The 20577-nt window shown below is 68.7% G+C and carries 23 protein-coding genes; 9 read left to right on the top strand and 14 right to left on the bottom strand.

Going from position 1 to position 20577, the window contains the following annotated elements; genetic code table 11:
* A partial coding sequence (locus NVU01S_RS37415) for a hypothetical protein (RefSeq protein ID WP_156522240.1) occupies positions 1–383 on the bottom strand: 383 nt, incomplete at its 3' end.
* A gap of 203 nt (positions 384–586) precedes the next feature.
* On the opposite strand from NVU01S_RS37415, the gene NVU01S_RS37410 reads away from it, so the two are divergent.
* Positions 587–982, top strand: a complete 396-nt coding sequence (locus NVU01S_RS37410) for a PPOX class F420-dependent oxidoreductase (RefSeq protein ID WP_043672159.1) — start codon at positions 587–589, stop codon at positions 980–982.
* 57 nt (positions 983–1039) lie between these two features.
* Entirely contained in the window at positions 1040–3145 is a 2106-nt protein-coding gene (locus NVU01S_RS37405; RefSeq protein WP_052280706.1) for a hypothetical protein, read from the top strand.
* A gap of 60 nt (positions 3146–3205) precedes the next feature.
* Here the strand turns inward: NVU01S_RS37405 and NVU01S_RS37400 are convergent, their stop codons facing one another.
* Genes NVU01S_RS37400 through sdhC form a run of 4 tightly spaced genes read right to left on the bottom strand, consistent with a single transcriptional unit; the run spans position 3206 to position 6592 of the window.
* Entirely contained in the window at positions 3206–3979 is a 774-nt protein-coding gene (locus NVU01S_RS37400) for a succinate dehydrogenase iron-sulfur subunit (RefSeq protein ID WP_041562427.1), read from the bottom strand.
* Positions 3979–5730, bottom strand: a complete 1752-nt coding sequence (gene sdhA, locus NVU01S_RS37395) for a succinate dehydrogenase flavoprotein subunit (protein WP_043672265.1) — start codon at positions 5728–5730, stop codon at positions 3979–3981. The genes NVU01S_RS37400 and sdhA overlap by 1 nt, the downstream gene beginning before the upstream one ends.
* A 30-nt stretch (positions 5731–5760) precedes the next feature.
* Complete coding sequence (locus NVU01S_RS37390) at positions 5761–6192, bottom strand: succinate dehydrogenase hydrophobic membrane anchor subunit (RefSeq protein ID WP_014981896.1); 432 nt, start codon at positions 6190–6192, stop codon at positions 5761–5763.
* Position 6193: 1 nt separating this feature from the next.
* Entirely contained in the window at positions 6194–6592 is a 399-nt protein-coding gene (gene sdhC / locus NVU01S_RS37385; RefSeq protein ID WP_081593903.1) for a succinate dehydrogenase, cytochrome b556 subunit, read from the bottom strand.
* 277 nt (positions 6593–6869) lie between these two features.
* Between sdhC and NVU01S_RS37380 the strand changes: the two genes are divergently transcribed.
* Positions 6870–7271, top strand: a complete 402-nt coding sequence (locus NVU01S_RS37380; protein WP_043672156.1) for a cytidine deaminase — start codon at positions 6870–6872, stop codon at positions 7269–7271.
* A gap of 34 nt (positions 7272–7305) precedes the next feature.
* Here the strand turns inward: NVU01S_RS37380 and NVU01S_RS37375 are convergent, their stop codons facing one another.
* Complete coding sequence (locus NVU01S_RS37375; RefSeq protein WP_043672153.1) at positions 7306–7575, bottom strand: hypothetical protein; 270 nt, start codon at positions 7573–7575, stop codon at positions 7306–7308.
* A gap of 99 nt (positions 7576–7674) precedes the next feature.
* Here NVU01S_RS37375 and NVU01S_RS37370 point away from each other — a divergent pair, with 99 nt between their 5' ends.
* The 3 genes from NVU01S_RS37370 (at position 7675) to NVU01S_RS37360 (ending at position 10994) form a co-directional block, all read left to right on the top strand.
* Positions 7675–8964: a thymidine phosphorylase gene (locus NVU01S_RS37370; RefSeq protein WP_052280705.1), complete on the top strand. Its 1290-nt coding sequence runs from the start codon at positions 7675–7677 to the stop codon at positions 8962–8964.
* A 211-nt stretch (positions 8965–9175) separates the two neighbouring features.
* Complete coding sequence (locus NVU01S_RS37365; RefSeq protein ID WP_014981901.1) at positions 9176–10273, top strand: adenosine deaminase; 1098 nt, start codon at positions 9176–9178, stop codon at positions 10271–10273.
* A 64-nt stretch (positions 10274–10337) separates the two neighbouring features.
* Positions 10338–10994: a hypothetical protein gene (locus NVU01S_RS37360; RefSeq protein ID WP_052280704.1), complete on the top strand. Its 657-nt coding sequence runs from the start codon at positions 10338–10340 to the stop codon at positions 10992–10994.
* Positions 10995–11109: 115 nt separating this feature from the next.
* On the opposite strand, the gene NVU01S_RS37355 is transcribed toward NVU01S_RS37360, so the two are convergent.
* From NVU01S_RS37355 to NVU01S_RS37335, 5 genes are all read right to left on the bottom strand, one after another.
* A complete protein-coding gene (locus NVU01S_RS37355) occupies positions 11110–12360 on the bottom strand; it encodes a SatS C-terminal domain-containing protein (protein ID WP_043672150.1) in 1251 nt (416 codons plus the stop codon).
* Positions 12361–12386: 26 nt separating this feature from the next.
* Positions 12387–12734 carry a YbaB/EbfC family nucleoid-associated protein gene (locus NVU01S_RS37350; protein WP_014981904.1) on the bottom strand — a complete coding sequence of 116 codons (348 nt, stop codon included), beginning with the start codon at positions 12732–12734 and terminating at the stop codon, positions 12387–12389.
* Between the two features lie 76 nt (positions 12735–12810).
* Positions 12811–13152 (bottom strand): hypothetical protein, encoded by a 342-nt coding sequence (locus NVU01S_RS37345; RefSeq protein ID WP_029898586.1) that lies wholly within the window; start codon positions 13150–13152, stop codon positions 12811–12813.
* Entirely contained in the window at positions 13149–14273 is a 1125-nt protein-coding gene (locus tag NVU01S_RS37340) for a C40 family peptidase (RefSeq protein WP_043672147.1), read from the bottom strand. Before NVU01S_RS37340 ends, NVU01S_RS37345 begins: the two co-directional genes overlap by 4 nt.
* Before the next feature lie 4 nt (positions 14274–14277).
* On the bottom strand, positions 14278–14601 hold the full coding sequence (locus tag NVU01S_RS37335) for a type VII secretion target (protein ID WP_043672256.1): 324 nt from the start codon (positions 14599–14601) through the stop codon (positions 14278–14280).
* Positions 14602–14747: 146 nt separating this feature from the next.
* On the opposite strand from NVU01S_RS37335, the gene upp reads away from it, so the two are divergent.
* Entirely contained in the window at positions 14748–15371 is a 624-nt protein-coding gene (upp, locus tag NVU01S_RS37330) for a uracil phosphoribosyltransferase (protein WP_043672144.1), read from the top strand.
* 7 nt (positions 15372–15378) lie between these two features.
* Here the strand turns inward: upp and NVU01S_RS37325 are convergent, their stop codons facing one another.
* From NVU01S_RS37325 to NVU01S_RS37315, 3 genes are read right to left on the bottom strand one after another with little or no spacing between them, the layout of a single operon-like run.
* Positions 15379–15603: a hypothetical protein gene (locus tag NVU01S_RS37325; protein WP_014981909.1), complete on the bottom strand. Its 225-nt coding sequence runs from the start codon at positions 15601–15603 to the stop codon at positions 15379–15381.
* 21 nt (positions 15604–15624) lie between these two features.
* Positions 15625–17121 carry a phospho-sugar mutase gene (locus tag NVU01S_RS37320; RefSeq protein ID WP_043672141.1) on the bottom strand — a complete coding sequence of 499 codons (1497 nt, stop codon included), beginning with the start codon at positions 17119–17121 and terminating at the stop codon, positions 15625–15627.
* Entirely contained in the window at positions 17122–17901 is a 780-nt protein-coding gene (locus tag NVU01S_RS37315; protein WP_043672138.1) for a purine-nucleoside phosphorylase, read from the bottom strand.
* 575 nt (positions 17902–18476) lie between these two features.
* Between NVU01S_RS37315 and NVU01S_RS37310 the strand changes: the two genes are divergently transcribed.
* Both NVU01S_RS37310 and NVU01S_RS37305 read left to right on the top strand, forming a co-directional pair.
* Positions 18477–19181: an enoyl-CoA hydratase/isomerase family protein gene (locus NVU01S_RS37310; protein ID WP_043672135.1), complete on the top strand. Its 705-nt coding sequence runs from the start codon at positions 18477–18479 to the stop codon at positions 19179–19181.
* A 104-nt stretch (positions 19182–19285) separates the two neighbouring features.
* The gene (locus NVU01S_RS37305) at positions 19286–20524 is read left to right on the top strand and encodes a M20 family metallopeptidase (protein WP_244467292.1); all 1239 of its coding nucleotides are present in this window, start codon (positions 19286–19288) and stop codon (positions 20522–20524) included.
* The last annotated feature ends 53 nt before the right edge of the window (positions 20525–20577 follow it).

Genomic DNA, 20577 nt, shown 5'->3' with positions numbered 1-20577 from the left:
CCGAGCACGGCCGCCCACGGTGCGGCGGCGGCGCTGCCCGTCCCCAGCATCGCGCTGCCGGTGCCGATCAGCGCGGCCAGGCCGAGACCGAGGGCGGCGCCGCCGGTGCCGAGCGGGCCCGCGGTGTCGACCAGACCCGGATACAGCACGCTGTTGAGCACCGTGCGGCGCGGTGCCGCGACCGGGACGAGGCCCGGGTACAGCAGTGTGCTGAGCACGGCCTGCGAGGCGCCCGGTCCGGGGAGGTGGGTGGTGACGACCGCGCTTACTGCGGAATCCCGATGTGGCGCAGTACCGGTCGGGGCGGAGGCCGTCGCCGCCGCGGCGACCAGGGCCGGGCAGGTGAGCATGGTGGCGGCGATCGCGGTGCGGAGCATGAACATGAATGAGCGCCTTCCTCCGGGCCACGCACGGTGAGCGGTGTGGCGTGGCTGACGATGTGTCGGCAACCTGGAGAACACGTCCAAGATCAACTTACCGGCAACCCCGCGGTAGTGCCGGCACATTGCTCGCGATCGCCGCCGGACGGACCAGCCGGCCCGGAAAACAGTCGAGCGGTGCCCGGCGCGTCGCCTACTGTCCAGACATGGGAATCACGCTCAGCCCCGCCACCATCGCCCTGCTCGACGGCAAGAACTACGCGGTGCTCGCCACCCTGAACGCCGACGGCAGTCCGCAGACCTCCGCGATGTGGGTGCTGCGGGACGGCAACGACCTGCTGTTCTCCACCTTGGCCGGCCGGCTCAAGCACCGGAACATGCTGCGCGACCCGCGGGTCAGCGTGACGGTGATCGACTCGGCGGACGGCGAGAGCTACGTCGAACTGCGCGGGCGCGCGAGCATCACGCACGACGACGATCTGCGGGTCGGTCACGCACTGTCCTGGAAGTACGACGGTCAGGACCACGCGCTGCCCGCCCCGGGCGAGGTCCGGGTCGCGGTGCGCGTCGAAGTGGCGAAGGCGACCGGCTACGCGGCCTGATCGCGCGCGTCCGCGGTTGCGCCGAACCCGCGCGGGCCGCCACTAGGGTGGGGCGGCATGGACACCGCTGCGGTCGCACCGAAGGTCGGGTCCGGTCGGGACTCGAGCGGCGCGCCCGCGAGCCCGGCGAGTGAGGTGCGGTCCGCGCATCGCACGGTTGCGGTCGGTGCCGCGCGGTCCGGTGGTCCGGTGGCTCCCGTCGGCCGGTCTCGGCGCGTGCCGCCAGTCCTGCTCGTCGCGGGTGCTTTGATCGCTCTGCAACTCCTACTTCGGGGCTGGGTGGCGGCCAGCGGCTACTTCTACTGGGACGACCTGATCCTGGTCGGCCGCGCCGGTCGTTATCCGCTGCTGTCCACGGAACTGTTGCTGCACAACCACGACGGGCATTTCATGCCGCTCGCCTTCGTCGTCGCCTGGGTGGTGACGCGGGCGGCGCCGCTGGTCTGGGCGGGACCGATGCTGGTGCTGGTCCTCGGGCAGCTCGCGGTCTCGGTCGCGGTACTGCGCATGGTGCGCCTGCTGCTCGGCTTGCGGTGGGCGCTGCTGGTGCCGCTCGTCTTCTTTCTCTTCGCACCCGTGACGTTGCCGGCCTTCGCGTGGTGGTCGGCCGCATTGAACACGCTGCCCCTGCAATTCGCGCTCGCCTGGGTCGTCGGAGACGCCCTGCTCTTGCTGCGCACCGGCTGCCGCCGCTACGCGATCTCCGGGATCGTCGTGCTCGCTGTCGCGCTCCTGTTCTTCGAGAAGTCGGTGATCGTGCCGTTCGTCGCGTTCGCGGTCGCGGCGCTGACGCAGTACATCGACCGGCAGCACGGCGGCGGGCGAGAATCGGGGCGCGCGCAGTACATCGACGGAACGCAGCAGCGCGGCGGTGGGCGGGAATCTGTGGTGCTCGCGCAGCACGTCGACGGACCGCAGCAGCGCAGTGACGGACCCCAGCGGCGCGTTGGCGATGGGGAACCTGCGGTGCTCGAGCACGCTGGGGGAGAGCGGCGCGGCGGTGGGCGGGGAGCTGTGGTGTGCGAGGTGGCGCGGCGCGGCAAGTGCTTGTGGGTGGGTTCGGGTTTGGTGCTGATGTGCTGGCTGGCGGGGTATCTGGCGGTCGTCGGCGTCTCCGGTGTGCACAACAATCCGGAGGGCATGCGGGACTGGCTGCCCAATGCGACCTCGCTCGGCGTGGTGCCCGCGCTGGCCGGCGGGCCGTGGCGGTGGGAGCGCTGGCTGCCCGCCGCGCCCTGGGCCGATCCGCCGGGCGGCGCCGTCGTACTGGCCTGGGCGGTGCTGATTTCGGTGGTGGCACTGTCGGTGTACGCGCGGCGCGGGGTGTGGCCGGTGTGGGTGCTCGCCGTCGCCTATGTGTTGTTGCTGCAGCTACCGGTGGCGCTGGTGCGCGGCGGACCGAACACGGCCGCCGAACTCATGCAGTCGCTGCGCTACTTCGCCGATCTGGGCGTGCCGTTCGCCGTCGTGGGTGCCCTGCTCCTGCGAGCGCGTCCGCGCCGGCCGCTACCTCGGCAGTTCGGGACCCGTACCGCGGTCGTGCTGACGGCGTTGTTCGTCGTCAGCAGCTTGTGCTCCACCGGTACTTTCGTGCGGTCCTGGCAGCCGAGTCCGACGAAAACCTATGTGGCGAACGTGAAGTCGGCCCTCGCACAGTGGGACGGGGTGCCGCTGCTCGAGCAGGAGGTCCCCTGGGACGTGCTGAACCCGCTGGCCTATCCGCAGAACCTGGCCAGCCGGGTACTCGCCCCCGTCGCCGCGCCGGGCACCTTCGCCGACTCGACCCCGCGGCTGCGCATGATCACCGACACCGGCACCGTCGTCGACGCCCAGGTCTGGTGGAACCGGCGCATCCTGCCGGGCCCGGATCCCCAGTGCGGCTATCGCATTCACGGCGGCGACCCGGTCGCGGTCCGGCTCGACGGCCCCATGCTCGAACACGAATGGACCGCTCAGCTCAACTATCTGGCCGGCCGCGACGGCAAACTCGCGGTCGCCTTCGAACACGGCAACCCCGTGACCGTCCCGGTCCGCGCAGGCCTCAACACCGTCTACGTCCGCCTGACCGGCAGCGGCTCCGCCCTCCGCATCTCCTCCCGCACCCCGAACCTCACCACCTGCCTCGGCGTCGGCCCCGTCGGCGTCGCCTCCTACGACAACTGACACCCAGGAACGACGAAGGCCGCCTGCATCTTTCGATGGAGGCGGCCTTCGGGGCCGGGGTCAGCGGGCGAAGAGGAGGGCGCGCTTGACTTCCTGGATGGCCTTGGTGACCTCGATGCCACGGGGGCACGCGTCGGTGCAGTTGAAGGTGGTGCGGCAGCGCCAGACGCCTTCGACATCGTTGAGGATGTCGAGGCGTTCGCGGGCACCCTCGTCGCGGCTGTCGAAAATGAAGCGGTGCGCGTTGACGATGGCGGCGGGGCCGAAGTAGCTGCCGTCGCTCCAGTACACCGGGCACGAGGTGGTGCAGCACGCGCAGAGGATGCACTTGGTGGTGTCATCGAAGCGCGCACGGTCGGCCTGCGACTGGATGCGCTCGCGGGTCGGCTCGTTGCCCGAGGTCATCAGGTACGGCTTCACCGCGCGGAACGCGTCGAAGAACGGCTCCATGTTCACCACGAGGTCCTTCTCCACGGGCAGGCCGCGGATCGGCTCGACGGTGATGGTGAGGGTCTTGTCGCCCTTGGGCAGCATGTCCTTCATCAGCACCTTGCAGGCCAACCGGTTGACCCCGTTGATCCGCATGGCGTCCGAGCCGCACACACCGTGCGCGCAGGACCGCCGGAACGTCAGCGTGCCGTCCAGGTAGGACTTGATGTAGATGAGCACGTTGAGGAATCGGTCCGTCGGCAGCACCGGCACCTGGAACGACTCCCAGTGCGCACCCTTGTCGTCCTCCGGGTTGAACCGGGCCACCTTGACGGTGACCATCACGGAGCCCTCGGGTACCGGCGCGGGCTTGGCGGGAGGATTCTTTTCGAGTACGGCAGTCATCAGTACTTACGCTCCATCGGCTCGTAACGGGTCTGCACCACCGGCTTGAAGTCGAGGCGGATATCGGAGATCAGATCCGCGCTTTCCTTGTAGGCCATCGTGTGCCGCATGAAGTTCACGTCGTCGCGGTCCGGGTAGTCCTCGCGCGCGTGGCCGCCGCGCGATTCCTTCCGGTTGAGCGCACCGACGACGGTGACTTCGGCCAGCTCCAGCAGGAAGCCGAGCTCGACGGCTTCCAGCAGATCGCTGTTGTAGCGCTTGCCCTTGTCCTGCACCGTGATCCGGCTGTAGCGCTCCTTCAGCACGTGGATATCGGTGAGGGCCTGCTTGAGGGTGTCCTCGGTGCGGAACACGGCGGCGTTCATGTCCATCGTGTACTGCAGCTCGGTGCGGATGTCGGCGACCCGCTCGTCGCCGTGCTCGGACAGGATCAGCGCGAGCCAGTCCTGCACCATCTGCGCGGGCTTGTCCGGCAGGTCCACGAACTCGGTGCGGTGCGCGTACTCGGCGGCGGCGATGCCGGCGCGGCGGCCGAACACGTTGATGTCGAGCAGCGAGTTGGTGCCGAGGCGGTTGGAGCCGTGCACCGACACGCAGGCGCACTCGCCCGCGGCGTACAGGCCGGGCACCACGTCGGTGTTGTTGCGCAGCACCTCGCCGCGGATCTTGGTCGGGATACCACCCATCACGTAGTGACAGGTCGGCATGACCGGCACCAGCTCGGTCACCGGGTCGACACCCAGGTAGGTGCGCGCGAATTCGGTGATGTCGGGCAGCTTCTCCTCGAGCACGTCCTCGCCGAGGTGGGTCACGTCGATGTAGACGTAGTCCTTGTTCGGCCCGGCACCGCGACCCTCGAGCACCTCGAGCACCATCGAGCGGGCGACGATGTCGCGCGGCGCGAGGTCCTTGATGGTGGGGGCGTAGCGCTCCATGAAGCGCTCACCGCTGGCGTTGCGCAGGATGCCGCCCTCGCCGCGCACGGCTTCGGAGATCAGGATGCCGAGACCGGCCAGGCCCGTCGGATGGAACTGGTGGAATTCCATGTCCTCCAACGGAAGACCCTTGCGGAACACGATCGCCATGCCGTCGCCGGTCAGCGTGTGCGCGTTCGAGGTGGTCTTGTACATCCGGCCGGAACCGCCGGTGGCGAAGATGATCGACTTCGCGTGGAAGACGTGGATGTCACCGGTGGCCAGCTCGTAGGCCACCACGCCGGTGGCGACCTGACCCCGGTCGGTGTCGCTGAGCACCAGGTCGAGCACGTAGAACTCGTTGTAGAACTCGACGTCGTGCTTGACGCAGTTCTGGTACAGCGTCTGCAGGATCATGTGACCGGTGCGGTCGGCCGCGTAGCACGCGCGCCGCACCGGGGCCTTGCCGTGATCGCGGGTGTGACCACCGAAACGACGCTGGTCGATCTTGCCCTCGGGCGTCCGGTTGAACGGCAGACCCATCTTCTCCAGGTCCATCACCGCGTCGATGGCCTCCTTGGCCATGATCTCCGCGGCATCCTGGTCGACCAGGTAGTCGCCACCCTTGACGGTGTCGAAGGTGTGCCATTCCCAGTTGTCTTCTTCGACGTTCGCCAGTGCGGCGCACATGCCACCCTGTGCCGCGCCGGTGTGGCTGCGGGTCGGGTACAACTTGGTCAGGACGGCGGTACGCGCCCGGGGCCCGGCCTCGATCGCCGCGCGCATGCCGGCGCCACCGGCACCGACGATCACGACGTCGTAGCGATGCTCCTGAATCCGCGATTCACTCATCGAAGTGGCCTGTTCCTAACTGATGTTGGGGTCGAAGGTGAAGATGACGTACGTGCCGACGGCCAGGATCAGGATCATCGAAATGGCCAGCAGGGTGTTCAGCCAGAACCGAGTCGAGTCCTTGCGCGAGTAGTCCGCGATCACCGTGCGCAGGCCGTTACCGCCGTGCAGCTGGGCGAGCCAGAGCATGGTCAGGTCCCAGATCTGCCAGAACGGGCTGGCCCAGCGGCCGGCGACGAAACCGAAGTTGAGCCGCTTCACGCCGCCGTCGAGCAGCAGCATGATCGTCATGTGGCCGAGCACGAGGACGATCAGCAGCAGGCCGGAGAAGCGCATGAACACCCAGGCGTACATCTCGAAGTTGTTCTTCGAGCGGGCGCGGGGCGAGCGCGGCGAATCCAGGCTGGCCGGCCGGTCGTAAGACTTACCCAGGACAGGTGCGCTCATCTCAGTGCTCCGTGAAGAGGTAGAAGAACTGGCGGCCGATGGCGGGCACCGCCAGCAGGAACCAGATCGCGAGGATGATCCAGAGCATCGTGCGCTGGTACTTGGGGCCCTTGGCCCAGAAGTCGACCAGGATCACGCGGACGCCGTTGAGCGCGTGGAAGAGCACGACGACGACCAGGCCCATTTCCATCAGGGCGACGATGGGCGTCTTGTAGGTCTCGATCGCCTGGTTGTAGGTGTCCGGACTGACTCGGACCAGCGCGGTATCCAAGACGTGCACGAAGAGGAAGAAGAAGATGGTGCAACCGGTGATCCGGTGCAGCGCCCAGGACCACATTCCGGGGTCGCCTCGGTACAGCGTCTTCCGCTTCGGCTGGGCCGGAGCTTCTATCGTGGTCATAGAGTGCGGTGCCTCCAACGTCGTTGATGGACCCGGTTCGCTGATTCGACGCCGGCTGCGTTCCGGGGCATATGCCCAGGTGGCTGCGTTGCGGCCCGCTGCCGGGAACCTGAACCGATCTATTTGGACTCTAATCCTCTCGGTTTGCCGGAACTAATTCGGCGTGCCGTGCGTTGCGCTACAGTCGGGCGGGTTAGGTTTGCCTTTCTTGATGCGTGAAGGGTTCCGCCGAGGGCCCGTTGCGGCCAGGTCGGGCTCGCTCGGGAAGGGGTTCACGATGCCGGAAATCGACTGGAAATCCCTGCGTGACAACGCAATTCAAGTAATGCGTAATGCCTATGTACCGTACTCGCGGTTTCCGGTCGGAGCAGCGGCTCTCAGCGCCGATGGTCGAATTGTGCGGGGCTGCAATGTGGAAAATGTCTCATATGGTTTGACCCTGTGTGCCGAATGCGTACTCATCGGTAACTTGCATTCCGGCGGCGGGGGCCGGTTGCTCGCCCTCGCCGTGTGCGATTCCCGCGGCGAAATCCTGATGCCCTGTGGGCGCTGCCGCCAGCTCCTCTACGAGCACGGCGGGTCCGACCTACTGGTCGATCACCGGAACGGACCCGTCCGCCTCGCCACCCTGCTCCCCGACGCCTTCGGTCCCGACGACCTGGACGCCGGCCAGCTGTAGCCGCACCCCTACTTGCAACCAGGCTGAACAGTCCTCAGCAGTCCGCGTCGAGGGCGGCGTCGATGTCGTCCTCGGTGGCGCAGGCGACCGGAGGAAACTCCGTCGGCGGTATCCCCAGCCGCTCCATGATCAAGGTGAAGGCCCGGCTGACGCTGTCCGCGTGCGCGATCAGCCGCCCCGTCTCGATCCGGCAGCAGGCCGCGCTCCTGGAAAGCCGGTACAGCGACTCGCTGTGCGTGTCTTCGATATCGGTGACGCGCGTCGCCAGCTCGCGGACGCGACGGTCGAGGTGTGCAAATGTCATTGGTCCCCCTTGCCCCGTGTTCGATTGATGCGCTGAGGCTATCGGAGGGTACCGACAAGAACCAGCTCTCGACGGCCGGCTCGTGCCAGACTGGCGAATGTGACGGCACTGGACGCGGTTTCGATCATCACCACCAAGCGCGACGGCGGCGCGCTGTCGGACGCCCAGATCGACTGGGTGATCGACGGGTTCACCAAGGGGGTGGTGGCCGACGAGCAGATGTCGGCCCTGGCCATGGCGATCGTGTGGCGGGGGATGACCCGGCGCGAGACCGCGCGCTGGACCGCCGCGATGATCGCTTCCGGCCGCCGGATGGACTTCACCGATCTGCCCCGGCCCACGGTGGACAAGCATTCGACCGGCGGCGTGGGTGACAAGATCACGCTGCCGTTGGCGCCGCTGGTCGCCGCGTGCGGCGCGGCCGTCCCGCAGTTGTCCGGGCGCGGGCTCGGCCACACCGGCGGCACGCTCGACAAGCTCGAAGCCATTCCCGGCTGGCAGGCCGACGTTCCGGTGCCGCGGATGCGCGAGTTGCTCAGCGACCCCGCCGTCGGCGCGGTGGTGTGCGCGGCGGGCGCCGACCTGGCACCGGCGGACAAACGGCTCTACGCACTGCGCGATGTCACCGGCACCGTGGAATCCATCCCGTTGATCGCCAGTTCGATCATGAGCAAGAAGATCGCGGAGGGCACCGCGGCCTTGGTGCTCGACGTGAAGGTCGGCGCCGGCGCGTTCCTGAAGACGCTCGACGGCGCGCGCGAATTGGCCACGGCCATGGTCGAATTGGGCACCGACGCGGGCGTGCGCACGGTGGCGCTGCTCACCGCGATGGACACCCCGCTCGGCCGGACGGCGGGTAACGCGCTGGAGGTGGCCGAGTCGGTGGCGGTGCTCGCCGGGGGCGGGCCCGCGGACATCGTCGAACTCACCGTCACGCTCGCGCGCGAGATGGTCGCGCTGGCCGGGCTCGACGTCGACCCGGCGGACGTGCTGGCCGACGGCCGGGCGATGGATCACTGGCGTGCGATGGTCCGGGCGCAAGGTGGCGACCCGGATGCCGCGCTGCCCACCGCGAAACACACCGAGGTCGTGACGGCCGAGCGGGACGGCGTGCTCACCCGCCTGGATGCCATGGGTGTCGGCCTCGCGGCGTGGCGGCTCGGCGCGGGCCGGGCCAGGCAGGGCGATCCGGTGCAGTTCGGCGCGGGCGTCGAAATGCATGCCAAGCCAGGCGATTCCGTCACTGCCGGGCAGCCGTTGCTCACCCTGCACACCGATACCCCGGACGCGTTCGCCGGTGCGCAGGACGCGCTGCGGGAGGCTGTCGCCATCGGCGACACCGGCGAGAAGCCCACTGCCCCTTTGCTCCTCGGTCGAATCGGCGTCTGAGCAGCTGCACCGGCCCGGCTCGCACGTCCGTCGCCGCACGAAACAGGCTGGTGGACAACGGTGGATCGGCTGGATGCGGCACCAGCGCCGCATTCTGCCGGGCGACTGTCCGGTGTCCGGGTGTGGGCCGTCACGGGATGGGTGGGCAACGAGATGGTTGCCACTGCGTCAGTCGGGTGCCGTTCCGGCGAGGTGCGGCTACCGTCATTACATGACTGGACCGACCGCATTGACCCTTGCCTCGATCCGACAGGCGCCAAAAGCGCTGCTGCACGACCACCTCGACGGTGGTCTACGGCCCGCCACGGTGCTGGAGCTGGCCGCCGAGTGCGGCTATGCGGACCTACCCGCCACGGACGAGGCGGCGCTGGCCGCCTGGTTCCGGGACGCGGCCGACAGCGGATCGCTGGAACTGTATCTGGAAACGTTCGCGCACACCGTCGCCGTCATGCAGACGCCGGAGGGCCTGCGCCGGGTCGCCCGCGAATGCGCGGAAGACCTTTCCGCGGACGGGGTGGTGTACGCCGAGGTGCGTTTCGCCCCCGAACAGCATCTCGAGCGCGGACTGACCCTCGACGAAGTCGTCGAGCACACCCTGGCCGGCTTCCGGGAGGGTGAGGCGGCCGCCGCGGCGGCGGGCCGCCCGATCGTGGTGACCTGCCTGCTCACCGCCATGCGGCACGCGGCCCGGTCGCGCGAGATCGCCGAGCTCACCGTGCGCTTCCGGGATCGCGGCGTGGGCGGCTTCGATATCGCCGGGGCGGAGGCCGGGTTCCCGCCCAGCCGGCACCTGGACGCCTTCGAGTACATGCGCGCCAACAGCGCGCACTTCACCATCCATGCCGGCGAGGCGTTCGGGCTGCCCTCGATCCACGAGGCGCTCGCCTTCTGCGGCTGTGACCGGCTCGGCCACGGCGTGCGGATCACCGACGACATCAGCGTGCCCGGCGCGATCGAGGACGCCCGCCTGGGACTGGTCGCGAACTACGTGCGGGATATGCGCATCCCGCTGGAGCTCTGTCCGTCGTCGAACGTGCAGACCGGTGCGGTGCCCTCACTCGACAAGCACCCGTTCGACCTGCTGGCCCGGCTGCGCTTCCGGGTCACGGTGAACACCGACAACCGGCTGATGAGTGACACCACCATGAGCAAGGAGATGCTCAAGCTGGTCGACACGTTCGACTACGGCTGGAGCGATCTGGAGCGTTTCACCATCAACGCGATGAAGTCGGCGTTCATCCCGTTCCCGGAGCGGCTGCGGATCATCGACGACATCATCAAGCCGGGCTACGCGGTGCTGCTCGGCTAGGTTCTGGTGTGAACCGGGTGACAGTCCGTGGGTGGCTGCACCCGGTTTCGCTAGCGTGGCCGTTATGGCGACACTGCGCATTCCGAGTCGATTCAACGGCCCGCCGGGCACCGGTAACGGTGGCTACGTGGGCGGCTTGCTCGCCGAACAGCGCGATGAAGCCGCGGTCACCGTGATCCTGCGCAACCGCCCGCCGCTGGACACCCCGCTCGACCTGCGCGACGGACACCTGTACGACGGTGACACCCTGGTCGCCGAGACCCGGGCCGGGGAATTCGACCGCGCCGCACCGCAATCGGTGCCCTACGCGACGGCCGCGGTGGCCGCGAGTTCGTATCAATCCAACGAGATGTTCGCGTCCTGCTTCGTCTGCGGCAGCGGCCGCGCCGACGGCCTGCGCATCGAGGCGGGCGCGGTGGACCCGGGCCGGGTGGCGGCACCGTGGATTCCGGACGCCTCGCTCCCGCTCGGCCCCGCCATCGTGTGGGCCGCCATGGATTGTCCCGGTGGCTGGTCGCTGCCCGGCATGATGGACCGGCCCGCCCTGCTCGGCTCCATGACCGCGACGGTGCACGACGTGCCCACGGTCGGCGAGCACTGCGTCGTGGTCGGCGAGGCGCACGGTGAGCAGGGCCGCAAATCGTTCGCCTCCACCGCCGTCTACGGCGCCGACGACCGGCTGCTCGGCCGGGCCGAACAGATCTGGATCCGGCTGAATTGACCCCGGCGGTGAATTGACCACAGCGGTGAATTGACCACGGCGGCAACCGAAGCCGAACACAGCCGAGCCCCCGTCGCGTCTGCGGCGGGGGCTCGTGGCTACTGCGGATCCGGCTCTACTGCGGGTTGAGCCGGGATTCGAAATTGCGCTCCAGCTCCCGCCAGGACTGCGCCTCGGCGGCGAACGGCGGGTTGGGCGCCATCCGGCTCGGGTCCGGGTTCAGCAGGTACGACACGTACCAGCCGAGCGGATTGGACTGGGCCAGGGCCTGTTCCACGACATCGTCGCCCGCGTAGTCGGAGGCGTCGGTGAACAATTCGACCGCCAGGTCGAGCTGTTCGATGTCGACCGCTTCCGGGCCCTCGGCCAGATCGTCGGCCAGCCCGGGTAGCACGTAGACGTTCTCGTCGGTGACCTCGACCTCCAGCGAGCCGTCCACCGCGGCGGTCTGTACCTCGGTGAAGGTGCTGACCCGCGCCAGGTCGTGCTCGTGATCGTCGGCCAGGTAGCGGGCCAGCGCGCGCTCGGAGGTGAACACCGTGATCGCGTTGTCGCTGCCGAGGAAGATCGGCTCGTCGTCCAGGTAACAGCGCAGCGTGAAGTACGTGCCGTCGGAGGTGACGATCTTGACCGGGTCGATGCCGACCTCGTGCCAGAACGATTCGTCCTCGTCCTCGTCGTCCTCGTCGTCGGCATCCAGGTCGACGGGCTCGAACTCGTCCTCTTCGTTGTCCGCCGCGTCGTCGGCGTCGACCACGTTCTCCTCGGCGGCGAGCAGTTCGGCCTCGGCGACGGCGACGGCCGCCGCGTCGACCTCGGGGGTCTGCACCACCGAGTCGATGGCGTCCAGCACGTCGTCCCAGCCCTTGGCGATCGCGGCGCCGATCTGATCCCACAGCTCTTCGCCGTCGCGGCCGATGAAGGCGTTCACGCCGCCGGGCAGCGCGCCGAGCACCGGATGCGACCCGAAGAACTTGGTCACCGTCTCCAGTTCGCACACCTCGCCGATGTTGCGGACCATGCCGAGGGTGTCCTCGAGCTCGGCGATGGTCTCCACCTCGGGCTCGCCCGCCGCCAGCTCCGGCACGGCGACCAGATCGAAGGAGAAGTTCTCCTCCGGCTCCAGTTCCACCGCCGACAGCCCGGCGACGACCTTCCACGCCGGATGGTCGACGAGGTCGTTGTCGGAGTTGGTCCGGATGAACGCGGCCAGCTCCGCAACGGTCTCGAAACCGTAGAGGGAGTCCTCGTGTCCGAGGAACGCCTCCCACTCGTCGTCACCGTCTCGCCAGCGCGGTGCCCACAGGGTGACGAGATCGCCGTCGGTCAGGCCGAGCTCGATCGGGACGATGTCTCCAGAAGCCATGAGCGGAAGCCTATCTACCTTCCGCGTCAGGCACTATCCGGCCCGCCCCCAATGGTTCCGCCGGCGGGGTTCGCCGGCGGAACGAACGACTCGTTCAGTGTCGCAACGACCTTCGAGCGCTGGTTGCCCGCGTCCTCCGCGGCCTGCCTGCAGGCCCAGACGATCAGCTGTCCGACCTCGGCCGGCGGCAACGAGGTGACGGTCTCGGCGAGGCTCAGCGCGACGAGCGCGCCGTCGCTGTCCACCTCGACGGTGACCGAGCCGTCGTCGGTGGTGTGGCGGCCCCGGACCTGCTTGAGGCCATACAGCGCCGCCTCCAGCGCCTCCAGCTTCTGCGTCGCGTTGGCGACCAAAGCATCCATCTCAGCGCTCATGCGTCCGCCTCGCCGGCGTTCGACTCCCGCATGACCGCCGGGGCGGCTGTGTCCATTGTTCGCTCGCCTCGCTCGCTCATACGGGCCTCATCCAAGTCGTCGGTCCGGTGTCCGCGTCGTCGATCCGGTCCAGCTCGTCGACCGCGGCCTGCCGGGTGGGCAGGCCGAGCCGGTCGAGGATGTCGGCGGGCATGCCGGCCTCGGCCAGCAATTCACGCCTGCGGGCTTTCGCGGCGACGGTGGAGCGCTTGGTGAGCCGCAGGATCTCGTTCGCGAGAGTCTGGGCACCGTAACGGTATTCGCTGCGCTCGAACTTGATCTCCACCGGCATGCCCTGATCGGTGGCGCGCACCGAGATGGTCCCGGACCGGTTGGTGCTGGCGGCCACCGTGACGTTCGGAATCTGCGGCTGCGTCATGACGTCGGCCGGTAGAAGCCGTGGAAGCCCATTCCTGAGTTCTCCGTTCGAATAGAGCTGATCTGGACCGGGTTACCGGCCTCGACGAACTGTCCGTTGCCGATCACCATGGCGACGTGGCCATCCCAGATGGCCAGATCGCCGGGCATCAGGTCGCCGGGGGAGACCGGACTTCCGGTGGCCTGATCGGCGGCCAGTCTAGGGATGTCGACGCCGGCTTCGCCGTAGGCGTATTTGGTGAGTCCGCTGCAATCCAATCCGGCGCCGGGGGTGTTGCCGCCCCACACATACGGGGTGCCGACCGCGCTGATCGCCGAGCGGACGGCGGTCGCCGCCTTCTCGTTGGGTGCCTCGACGACACTGCCGTCGGGCAGCGTGATCTTCACGCCCTTGCCGTCGGCCGACAGACCCGACGAACCCGTGTTCGGCTTCGTGGTGGTGCTCGGCGCGTTCTGGGTATTGGCGGTGGTGCTCGGCATCGACGTCGGGATGGTGGACATCGCGGAGCTCATCAGGCCGCTGGCCATCGAACCCGCGCCGCTGAGCGCGCTGGTCGCGGTCGACACGAACTGCTGCGCGCTCGCGGCGGAGGTCGCCGTGCCCGCGAGCGACGGCGTGGACGGTGGCGGCGTCAGCTCGGTCATCGAGGCGGTCTGCGTATCCAGTTCGCTGCGCACCCGGCCCACCACGTTGAGCGCCTGCCCGAGGTGGTCGATCGCGGAACCGACGATCATCGTCATGCCCGCCGGCGTGGCCAGCGCGGGGCCCGCGCTCACGGCGGTGTTCACGAACGACTCGACGATGCCGGTGAGTTCCTTCTGGCCCGTCTCGACCTGGGCCGCGGCCTGATTCACCACGGTTGCCATGTCGTTGCCACGGTCGGAGATGGTGGCGGCGGAGGTCTGCACCCGCAGCGCCTTGGCGGTGGCGGCATCGGCGGCCTGGCCGTCCCAGGCCGTGTTCATACCGTTGATGCTGTCGCGACCCATCTGGTGGATCTGGTCGACCACGCTCGACGTGCTGCGCAGCGCGTCGGAGGGACCGCCGGAGGACAGTACGCCGGAACCGAAGCTGGACAGCAGTTCGATGATCGGTTTGGCCAGGGCCTCGATATCGATCACAGGCTCACCCGTCCAGTTCGGCGGCCGCGCTCTGCAGCGATCCCGCGTGGTCGACGTCGGTTTCGGTGAGTACCGCGGCGGCGCCGGTGGCCGCGCCGCCCATGCTGGTCAGCACCGCGGACAATTGCCCGATGGCGGCGACGTGCCCGGCGTGCGCCGCGGCGTAGGCGGTCATGAAATCGCCGCCGATCAGTCCCATGACCGGGCCCAGTAATGCGGGTTCGGCCGCCGCCGCGCCGGCCGCGGCCGTGGCCATTTCTCCGGCCATCACATGCGCGGTCGCGCCGTAGGCCGCGATGCCCTCGGTATCCGCCGACATCTTCCGCATCAGAGCTTCCCCCATCCTTGTTCCCAGGCAGAGTACGTCATCCACTTGGTTCGACGCGCGCTCTTCCCGTTCGGTTCCCACCGATGCGAAAAAACTTTCGGGGCGAGCTTTCGGCGGCGGACCCTGACTCACTTTATCGTTCCCTCATGCGTACTGACACCGTGGACCACCCGCTCGCCGCCGCCCTGTTGACCACGATGCGAGATGCGCGAACCGACAATTCCGCCTTCCGTACCGCGCTGCGCGATCTCACCCGCATCCTCATCTACGAGGCGCTGCGCGACGCGCCCGCGCAGCGATTCGAGATCAGTACCCCGGTGGCCGTCACCCAGGGCGCGCGGCTGGCCCAGCCGCCGCTGCTGGTGCCGGTGCTGCGCGCGGGCCTCGGCATGGTGGACGCGGCCGCCGAGTTGATCCCCGACGCCAGGGTCGGCTTCGTCGGTATCGCGCGCGACGAGCAGAGCCACCAGCCGGTCCCGTATATGGAGTCGCTGCCCGACGATCTGGCCGGACTCCCGGTCTACGTGCTCGATCCGATGCTGGCCACCGGCGGCTCGATGCGGCACACCCTGGAATTGCTCGCCGCCCGCGGCGCCACCGACATCACCGCGATCTGCGTGGTCGCCGCGCCGGAGGGGGTGGCCGCGCTGGCCGCGTCGGGGCACCCGGTGCGCCTGGTCACCGCGGCTGTCGACGAGGGCCTGAACGAGAACGCCTACATCGTCCCCGGCCTCGGCGACGCAGGCGATCGGCAGTTCGGCCCCCGCTGACCGCTCCTTACTTCTCCTGAGGTCTGGTGAACAGGACCAGGTGCGAGCAGTCCCGACATCGATAGGCATCGACCAGCCAGTGTGGCCGCCCGGTGCGGATGGCGCCCCAGGAGCCGATCTCCAGGGCGCCTTCGGTCCAGCGGACGTGGCCGCGGGAACTGTCGCCGGAATCCTCGATGAAACCGGGGACCAGGCCGTCGCCGCCGCAGTGAGTACAGTGCATCGCCGTCATCAAATGATGATGCCTGGGCGATCAGAGCTGTCGGCAGTATTCGCGCAGGACGGAAAGGTGTTGTCCCGCAGTTGTCCTGGCGGTGGCCAACTCGGACCGGTCGCCGACCGGGGTCAGCACCTCCAGATAGCACTTGAGTTTCGGCTCGGTGCCCGACGGCCGGACCACCAGGCGCGTGCCCGCGCCCTCGAAGATCAACGCGTCGGTGCGCATCCGCCCGCGCACCTGGAGCAGGTCGGTGTACTTCACCGGCTCGCCCGCGATCTCGTCCGGCGGGTTCGCCCGCAAGCGGGCGACCACCTCGGCCGCGGCCGCGGGTGCGGCGAGGCGCAGCGACACCTGATCCGTGCTGTACAGGCCGAATTCGACGGCGTAGTCGTCCAGTTCGTCGCGCAGCGTGCGATCCGCCGCCTTCAGCCGCGCCACCAGGTCGGCAGCCAGCACGGCGGCCGAGATGCCGTCCTTGTCCCGGACCGTCGCCGGGTCGACGCAGTGGCCGATCGCCTCCTCGTAGGCGTAGGCCAGGCCGTCGCCCGCCCGGGCCAGCCATTTGAACCCGGTGAGCGTCTCCGCATAGCGCGCACCGCGCGCCGCGGCGATCCTGGCGAGCAGCCGGGAGGACACGATCGTCGTCGCCACCAGTGCGTCCGGCGGTGCGGTGCGCAGCACACAGTCGCCGAGCAACGCGCCGGTCTCGTCGCCACGCAGCATGCGCCAGGTGTTGTCCGGCAACGGAATTCCCACGGCGCAACGGTCGGCATCCGGATCCAGCGCGATCGCCACGTCGGCGTCGACCCGTGCGGCCAGCGCGAGCAGGAGATCGGTGGCGCCCGGCTCCTCCGGGTTCGGAAACGCGACGGTCGGGAAGTCGGGATCCGGTGCGAACTGCTCCTCGACCACGTGCACATCGGTGAAACCCGCCGCAGTCATCGCCTGCCGCACCAGCTCGCCGCCGACGCCGTGCAGTGTGGTCAGCGCGATCCGGATCGGTGCGCGCGCACCGGGACCGCCGATCAAGCCCGGCAACGACGCCACTCGGGCCAGATAGCGCCGCACCACATCGTCGTCCGACGGTGCGACCGGCGTGCGCGCGATCGGCTCGGTGACCGCATCGATGCAACGTTCGATCTCGGTGTCTGCCGGGGCGAGCAACTGCGAGCCGCCGTCGAGATAGACCTTGTAACCGTTGTCGGTGGCGGGATTGTGCGAGGCGGTGATCTGCACTCCCGCCACCGCGCCGAGTTCACGCACCGCGTAGGCGACCACCGGGGTGGGCAGCGGGCGCGGCAGCAGCGTCACCGGAAAGCCCGCTGCGGCAAAGATTTCCGCGGTCGCCGTGGCGAACTCGGCCGACCCGTGCCTGGCGTCGCGGCCGACGATCACCGCGCCGCCGCCGAGGCAGCGGCCGCGCAACCACTCGACCAGGCCCGCGCTCGCCCTGGACACCGTGTGCACATTCATGCCGTCAGGGCCGTCCTGCAACGGACCCCGCAAGCCCGCGGTGCCGAAGCGCAGCATCTAGACCCGTTCCAGCACGCCGCGCAGCAGCTTGCCCAAACGCGGTGCGGCGGCATGGCCTTCGGCGAGCACCTCGGCGTGCGACAGATGCCCGCCGGTGACACCCGCGGCCAAGTTGGTGACCAGCGAGATACCCAGCACCCGCGCGCCCAGCGCCCGGCACGCGATCACCTCGAGCACCGTCGACATACCGACCAGATCGGCGCCCATGGTGCGCAACATCCGGATCTCCGCGGGCGTCTCGTACTGCGGGCCGGTCAGGCCCGCATACACACCCTCGGTCAGGCTCGGATCGATTTCCTTTGCCAGAGCCCGCAATTCGGGATCCCAGGCATCGACCAGATCCACGAAGGTGGCACCCGTCAGCGGAGTCCGCCCGGTCAAGTTCAAATGATCGCCGATCAACACCGGCTCGCCGACCCGCAGCCCCGCACGGATACCGCCCGCGGCATTGGTGAGCAGCACGATCTCGGCCCCCGCCGCGATCGCCGCACTGACCGGATGCACCACATCACCGGGCTGATAACCCTCATACAGGTGCTGACGACCCATCAACAGCAGCACCGGAGTGTCACCGACACCGACCGAATGCACCATGCCGCCGTGCCCCTGCGCGCTCGGCATACCGAAACCAGGCAACTCCGACATCGGAACCGAGGCGACCGGCGAACCGATCTCGGCCGCCGCCTCCTGCCAACCCGATCCGAGCACCACCGCAACGCGATGACGCGGCACTCCAGTACGTTCGGCGATCGCCTCGGCGGCCTGTTCGGCAAGCATGGAAACACACGATAGTCGGGTTTTTGGCCGCGCGGGCGCGGCGTGTTCGCGGCCCCTGGTGTCTCGCGGCCCAGCGGCCGAGACTCGCGCCTGCGGCGCATGCGCTTCGGCCGCTGGGCCGCGAGACGGCCGCGAACGGGTCGCTCGTAAGACTCGCTCCGTGGTGGGGACGTGGGTGGGGGAGTGGCGTGGTGGTGTACCGCGGGATGGGTGTTGCGGACTGTGCGTTTCGGCGGACTCGCTTCGTGGTGGGGGGATTGGGGTGTGGAGTGGCGTGGCGGCGTGTACCGCGGGATGGGTGTTGCGGACTGTGCGTTTCGGCGGACTCGCTTCGTGGTGGGGGGATTGGGGTGTGGAGTGGCGTGGCGGCGTGTACCGCGGGATGGGTGTTGCGGACTGCGCGTTAGCGGACTCGCTTCGGGCGGGGAGTGGTATGGCGGCGGCGTTGTGCCGATGCGTGGTGTGGACTGCCTGTTTCGGCGGGGTAGTGCAGCGGGTTCGACGTGCGCGGCCGTCAACTGTGATGTTGCTACCCATGAGTAGGAAGTTCGGGGTGTGCCGGATACGCTCCTCGCATGCCGTATCTGGAACGTGAAGGGGAAGTGTTCGTCGTGTACCTCGGGAACGAGGGGCAGACCGACAGCGAGAACCGCTTCCACCCGGACTGGATCGATGAGTTCCATCGGGTGCTGGACAAGGTGGAGGGCTCTGAGGGCCCGGCCGCGCTGGTGACGGTGGCGACCGGCAAGTTCTACAGCAACGGGCTCGACACGGACTGGCTGTTCGGCAATCTGGACAAGACGCACGCCTACCTGGATCGCGTGCACACGCTGTACACCCGCTTGCTGCAGTTCCCGATGCCGACGGTGGCGGCGATCAACGGGCACGCGTTCGGCGCGGGCGCCATGCTGGCCACCTCGCACGACTTCCGGGTGATGCGGGCGGACCGCGGCTTCTACTGCCTGCCCGAGGTGCACCTGGGCATGCCGTTCACGGTCGGTATGAACGCGCTGCTCACCGAGCGGCTGGCGAATCAGGTCTGCGTGCAGGCGATGACCACCGGCCACCGCTACCCGGCCGACGAGGCGATCGCCGCGGGCATCGTCGACGACAAGGCCGATGCCGAGTCGTTGCTGGCGACCGCTGTTGCGCGCGCCGCGGCCCTGGCGAGCAACCGCAAACCCAATCTGCCGGTGATCAAGAGCGCGCTGCACGCCAAGGCGCTCGCCGGTCTCGCGGTGCCGACCACCCCGGACAACCTCGCCTTCGCCGCGGGCTGATCGTTCCCGCGAACATCTGAATTCGCAGCTCGAGCAAGGTTGCCCGGGCAGTAGCCGCGATCTGAGCCACGCTCGGTTTGCGGTGCAGTGCAAGACTGTGTGCCATGCCACCACCGCGCAGCGGGCACCAGGAATCACGCAGCGACTACCGCAGCGCGCGTGCCGAGGCCGTGCAGCTGTCGGACGCCGCCATCAAGACCGCGGGCGATCTGCTGATCGATCTCTCGCACTCGATCCACGCCGAACCGGAGCTGGCGTTCGAAGAGACGCGCAGCATGGCCAAGACCATCGCGCCGCTCGCCGAGCGCGGTTTCGAGATCCGGACCGGCGTGGCCGAGCTGCCGACCGCGTTCCGCGCGAGCTTCGGTAGCGGTCCGCTCACGGTCGCGCTGTGCGCGGAGTACGACGCGCTGCCGGGCATGGGACATGCCTGCGGGCACAACATCATCGCCGCCGCGTCGGTGGGCGCCGCGCTCGGTCTCGCGGAGGTCGCCGACGCGCTCGGGCTGACCGTGCTGGTGCTCGGCACGCCCGCCGAGGAGAGCGGCGGCGGCAAGGTGCTGATGCTGGAGCGCGGCGTCTTCGACGACGTGGCGATGGCGATGATGGTGCATCCCGGGCCGCTCGATATCGCGGGCGCGCATTCGCTCGCGATGGCCGACCTGTCGGTGGTGTTCCACGGTCGCGAGGCGCACGCGAGCGCCGCGCCGCACCTGGGTCTCAACGCCGGCGACGCGGTCACCGTCACCCAGGTTGCCCTCGGATTGCTGAGGCAGCATCTCCAGCCTGGCCAGCAACTTCACGGTATAGTCGGCGACGGTGGGGTAGCCCCCAACATCGTGCCCGGACGTGCGGAACTGCTGTATTACCTACGTGCAGTCGACTCGGCGTCACTCGACAATCTGATGCGACGAGCGTCGGCGTGTTTCGAGGCGGGCGCCCTCGCGACCGGCTGCCACCAGGAAATCCGGACTGTCGCGCCGACATATACCGAGCTGACACCCGATCCGGAGTTACTGTTTGCCTACCGCGAACAGATAACCGGATTGGGGCGAGTGCCGATCGCACCCGAGCTCGAGGCACAGCGGCCGCTCGGAAGCACGGACATGGGCAACGTCACCAACGTCATTCCGGGCATCCACCCAGTTATCGGCATTGATGCCGGTGGCGCGGTGACCCACCAGCCAGGTTTCGCCGCGGCGAGTGTCAACGCCTCGGCAGATCGAGCGGTGCTCGACGGTTCGCTCGCACTGGCGCGTACCGCGATCACCGCCGCGGGCGATGAAGAACACAGGGACAGGTTGTTGCAACGGCTCGTTCAACGACAGGAGGAATTTCGGTGAGCAATACCGGCCGTTCGGCGGCGCGAGGTTCAGAGGCGGGGGCGTGCCTGGTC

Origin of the sequence: Nocardia vulneris (assembly GCF_001613425.1) — a bacterium.
Lineage (GTDB): Bacteria > Actinomycetota > Actinomycetes > Mycobacteriales > Mycobacteriaceae > Nocardia > Nocardia vulneris.
This window is presented reverse-complemented; position numbering and strand designations above follow the sequence as displayed.

Excerpts from the sequence above, each read along its gene's own strand:
- NVU01S_RS37365 (WP_014981901.1), top strand. The coding sequence starts at position 9,176 with ATGACTGGACCGACCGCATTGACCCTTGCCTCGATCCGACAGGCGCCA.
- NVU01S_RS37380 (WP_043672156.1), top strand. The coding sequence starts at position 6,870 with ATGCCGGAAATCGACTGGAAATCCCTGCGTGACAACGCAATTCAAGTA.
- NVU01S_RS37350 (WP_014981904.1), bottom strand. The coding sequence starts at position 12,734 with ATGAGCGCTGAGATGGATGCTTTGGTCGCCAACGCGACGCAGAAGCTG.
- NVU01S_RS37360 (WP_052280704.1), top strand. The coding sequence starts at position 10,338 with ATGGCGACACTGCGCATTCCGAGTCGATTCAACGGCCCGCCGGGCACC.
- NVU01S_RS37405 (WP_052280706.1), top strand. The coding sequence starts at position 1,040 with ATGGACACCGCTGCGGTCGCACCGAAGGTCGGGTCCGGTCGGGACTCG.
- NVU01S_RS37410 (WP_043672159.1), top strand. The coding sequence starts at position 587 with ATGGGAATCACGCTCAGCCCCGCCACCATCGCCCTGCTCGACGGCAAG.
- NVU01S_RS37335 (WP_043672256.1), bottom strand. The coding sequence starts at position 14,601 with ATGCGGAAGATGTCGGCGGATACCGAGGGCATCGCGGCCTACGGCGCG.
- sdhC (WP_081593903.1), bottom strand. The coding sequence starts at position 6,592 with ATGACCACGATAGAAGCTCCGGCCCAGCCGAAGCGGAAGACGCTGTAC.
- NVU01S_RS37390 (WP_014981896.1), bottom strand. The coding sequence starts at position 6,192 with ATGAGCGCACCTGTCCTGGGTAAGTCTTACGACCGGCCGGCCAGCCTG.
- upp (WP_043672144.1), top strand. The coding sequence starts at position 14,748 with ATGCGTACTGACACCGTGGACCACCCGCTCGCCGCCGCCCTGTTGACC.
- NVU01S_RS37400 (WP_041562427.1), bottom strand. The coding sequence starts at position 3,979 with ATGACTGCCGTACTCGAAAAGAATCCTCCCGCCAAGCCCGCGCCGGTA.
- NVU01S_RS37305 (WP_244467292.1), top strand. The coding sequence starts at position 19,286 with ATGCCACCACCGCGCAGCGGGCACCAGGAATCACGCAGCGACTACCGC.
- NVU01S_RS37320 (WP_043672141.1), bottom strand. The coding sequence starts at position 17,121 with ATGCTGCGCTTCGGCACCGCGGGCTTGCGGGGTCCGTTGCAGGACGGC.
- NVU01S_RS37315 (WP_043672138.1), bottom strand. The coding sequence starts at position 17,901 with ATGCTTGCCGAACAGGCCGCCGAGGCGATCGCCGAACGTACTGGAGTG.
- NVU01S_RS37345 (WP_029898586.1), bottom strand. The coding sequence starts at position 13,152 with ATGACGCAGCCGCAGATTCCGAACGTCACGGTGGCCGCCAGCACCAAC.
- NVU01S_RS37310 (WP_043672135.1), top strand. The coding sequence starts at position 18,477 with ATGCCGTATCTGGAACGTGAAGGGGAAGTGTTCGTCGTGTACCTCGGG.
- NVU01S_RS37325 (WP_014981909.1), bottom strand. The coding sequence starts at position 15,603 with ATGACGGCGATGCACTGTACTCACTGCGGCGGCGACGGCCTGGTCCCC.
- NVU01S_RS37355 (WP_043672150.1), bottom strand. The coding sequence starts at position 12,360 with ATGGCTTCTGGAGACATCGTCCCGATCGAGCTCGGCCTGACCGACGGC.
- NVU01S_RS37375 (WP_043672153.1), bottom strand. The coding sequence starts at position 7,575 with ATGACATTTGCACACCTCGACCGTCGCGTCCGCGAGCTGGCGACGCGC.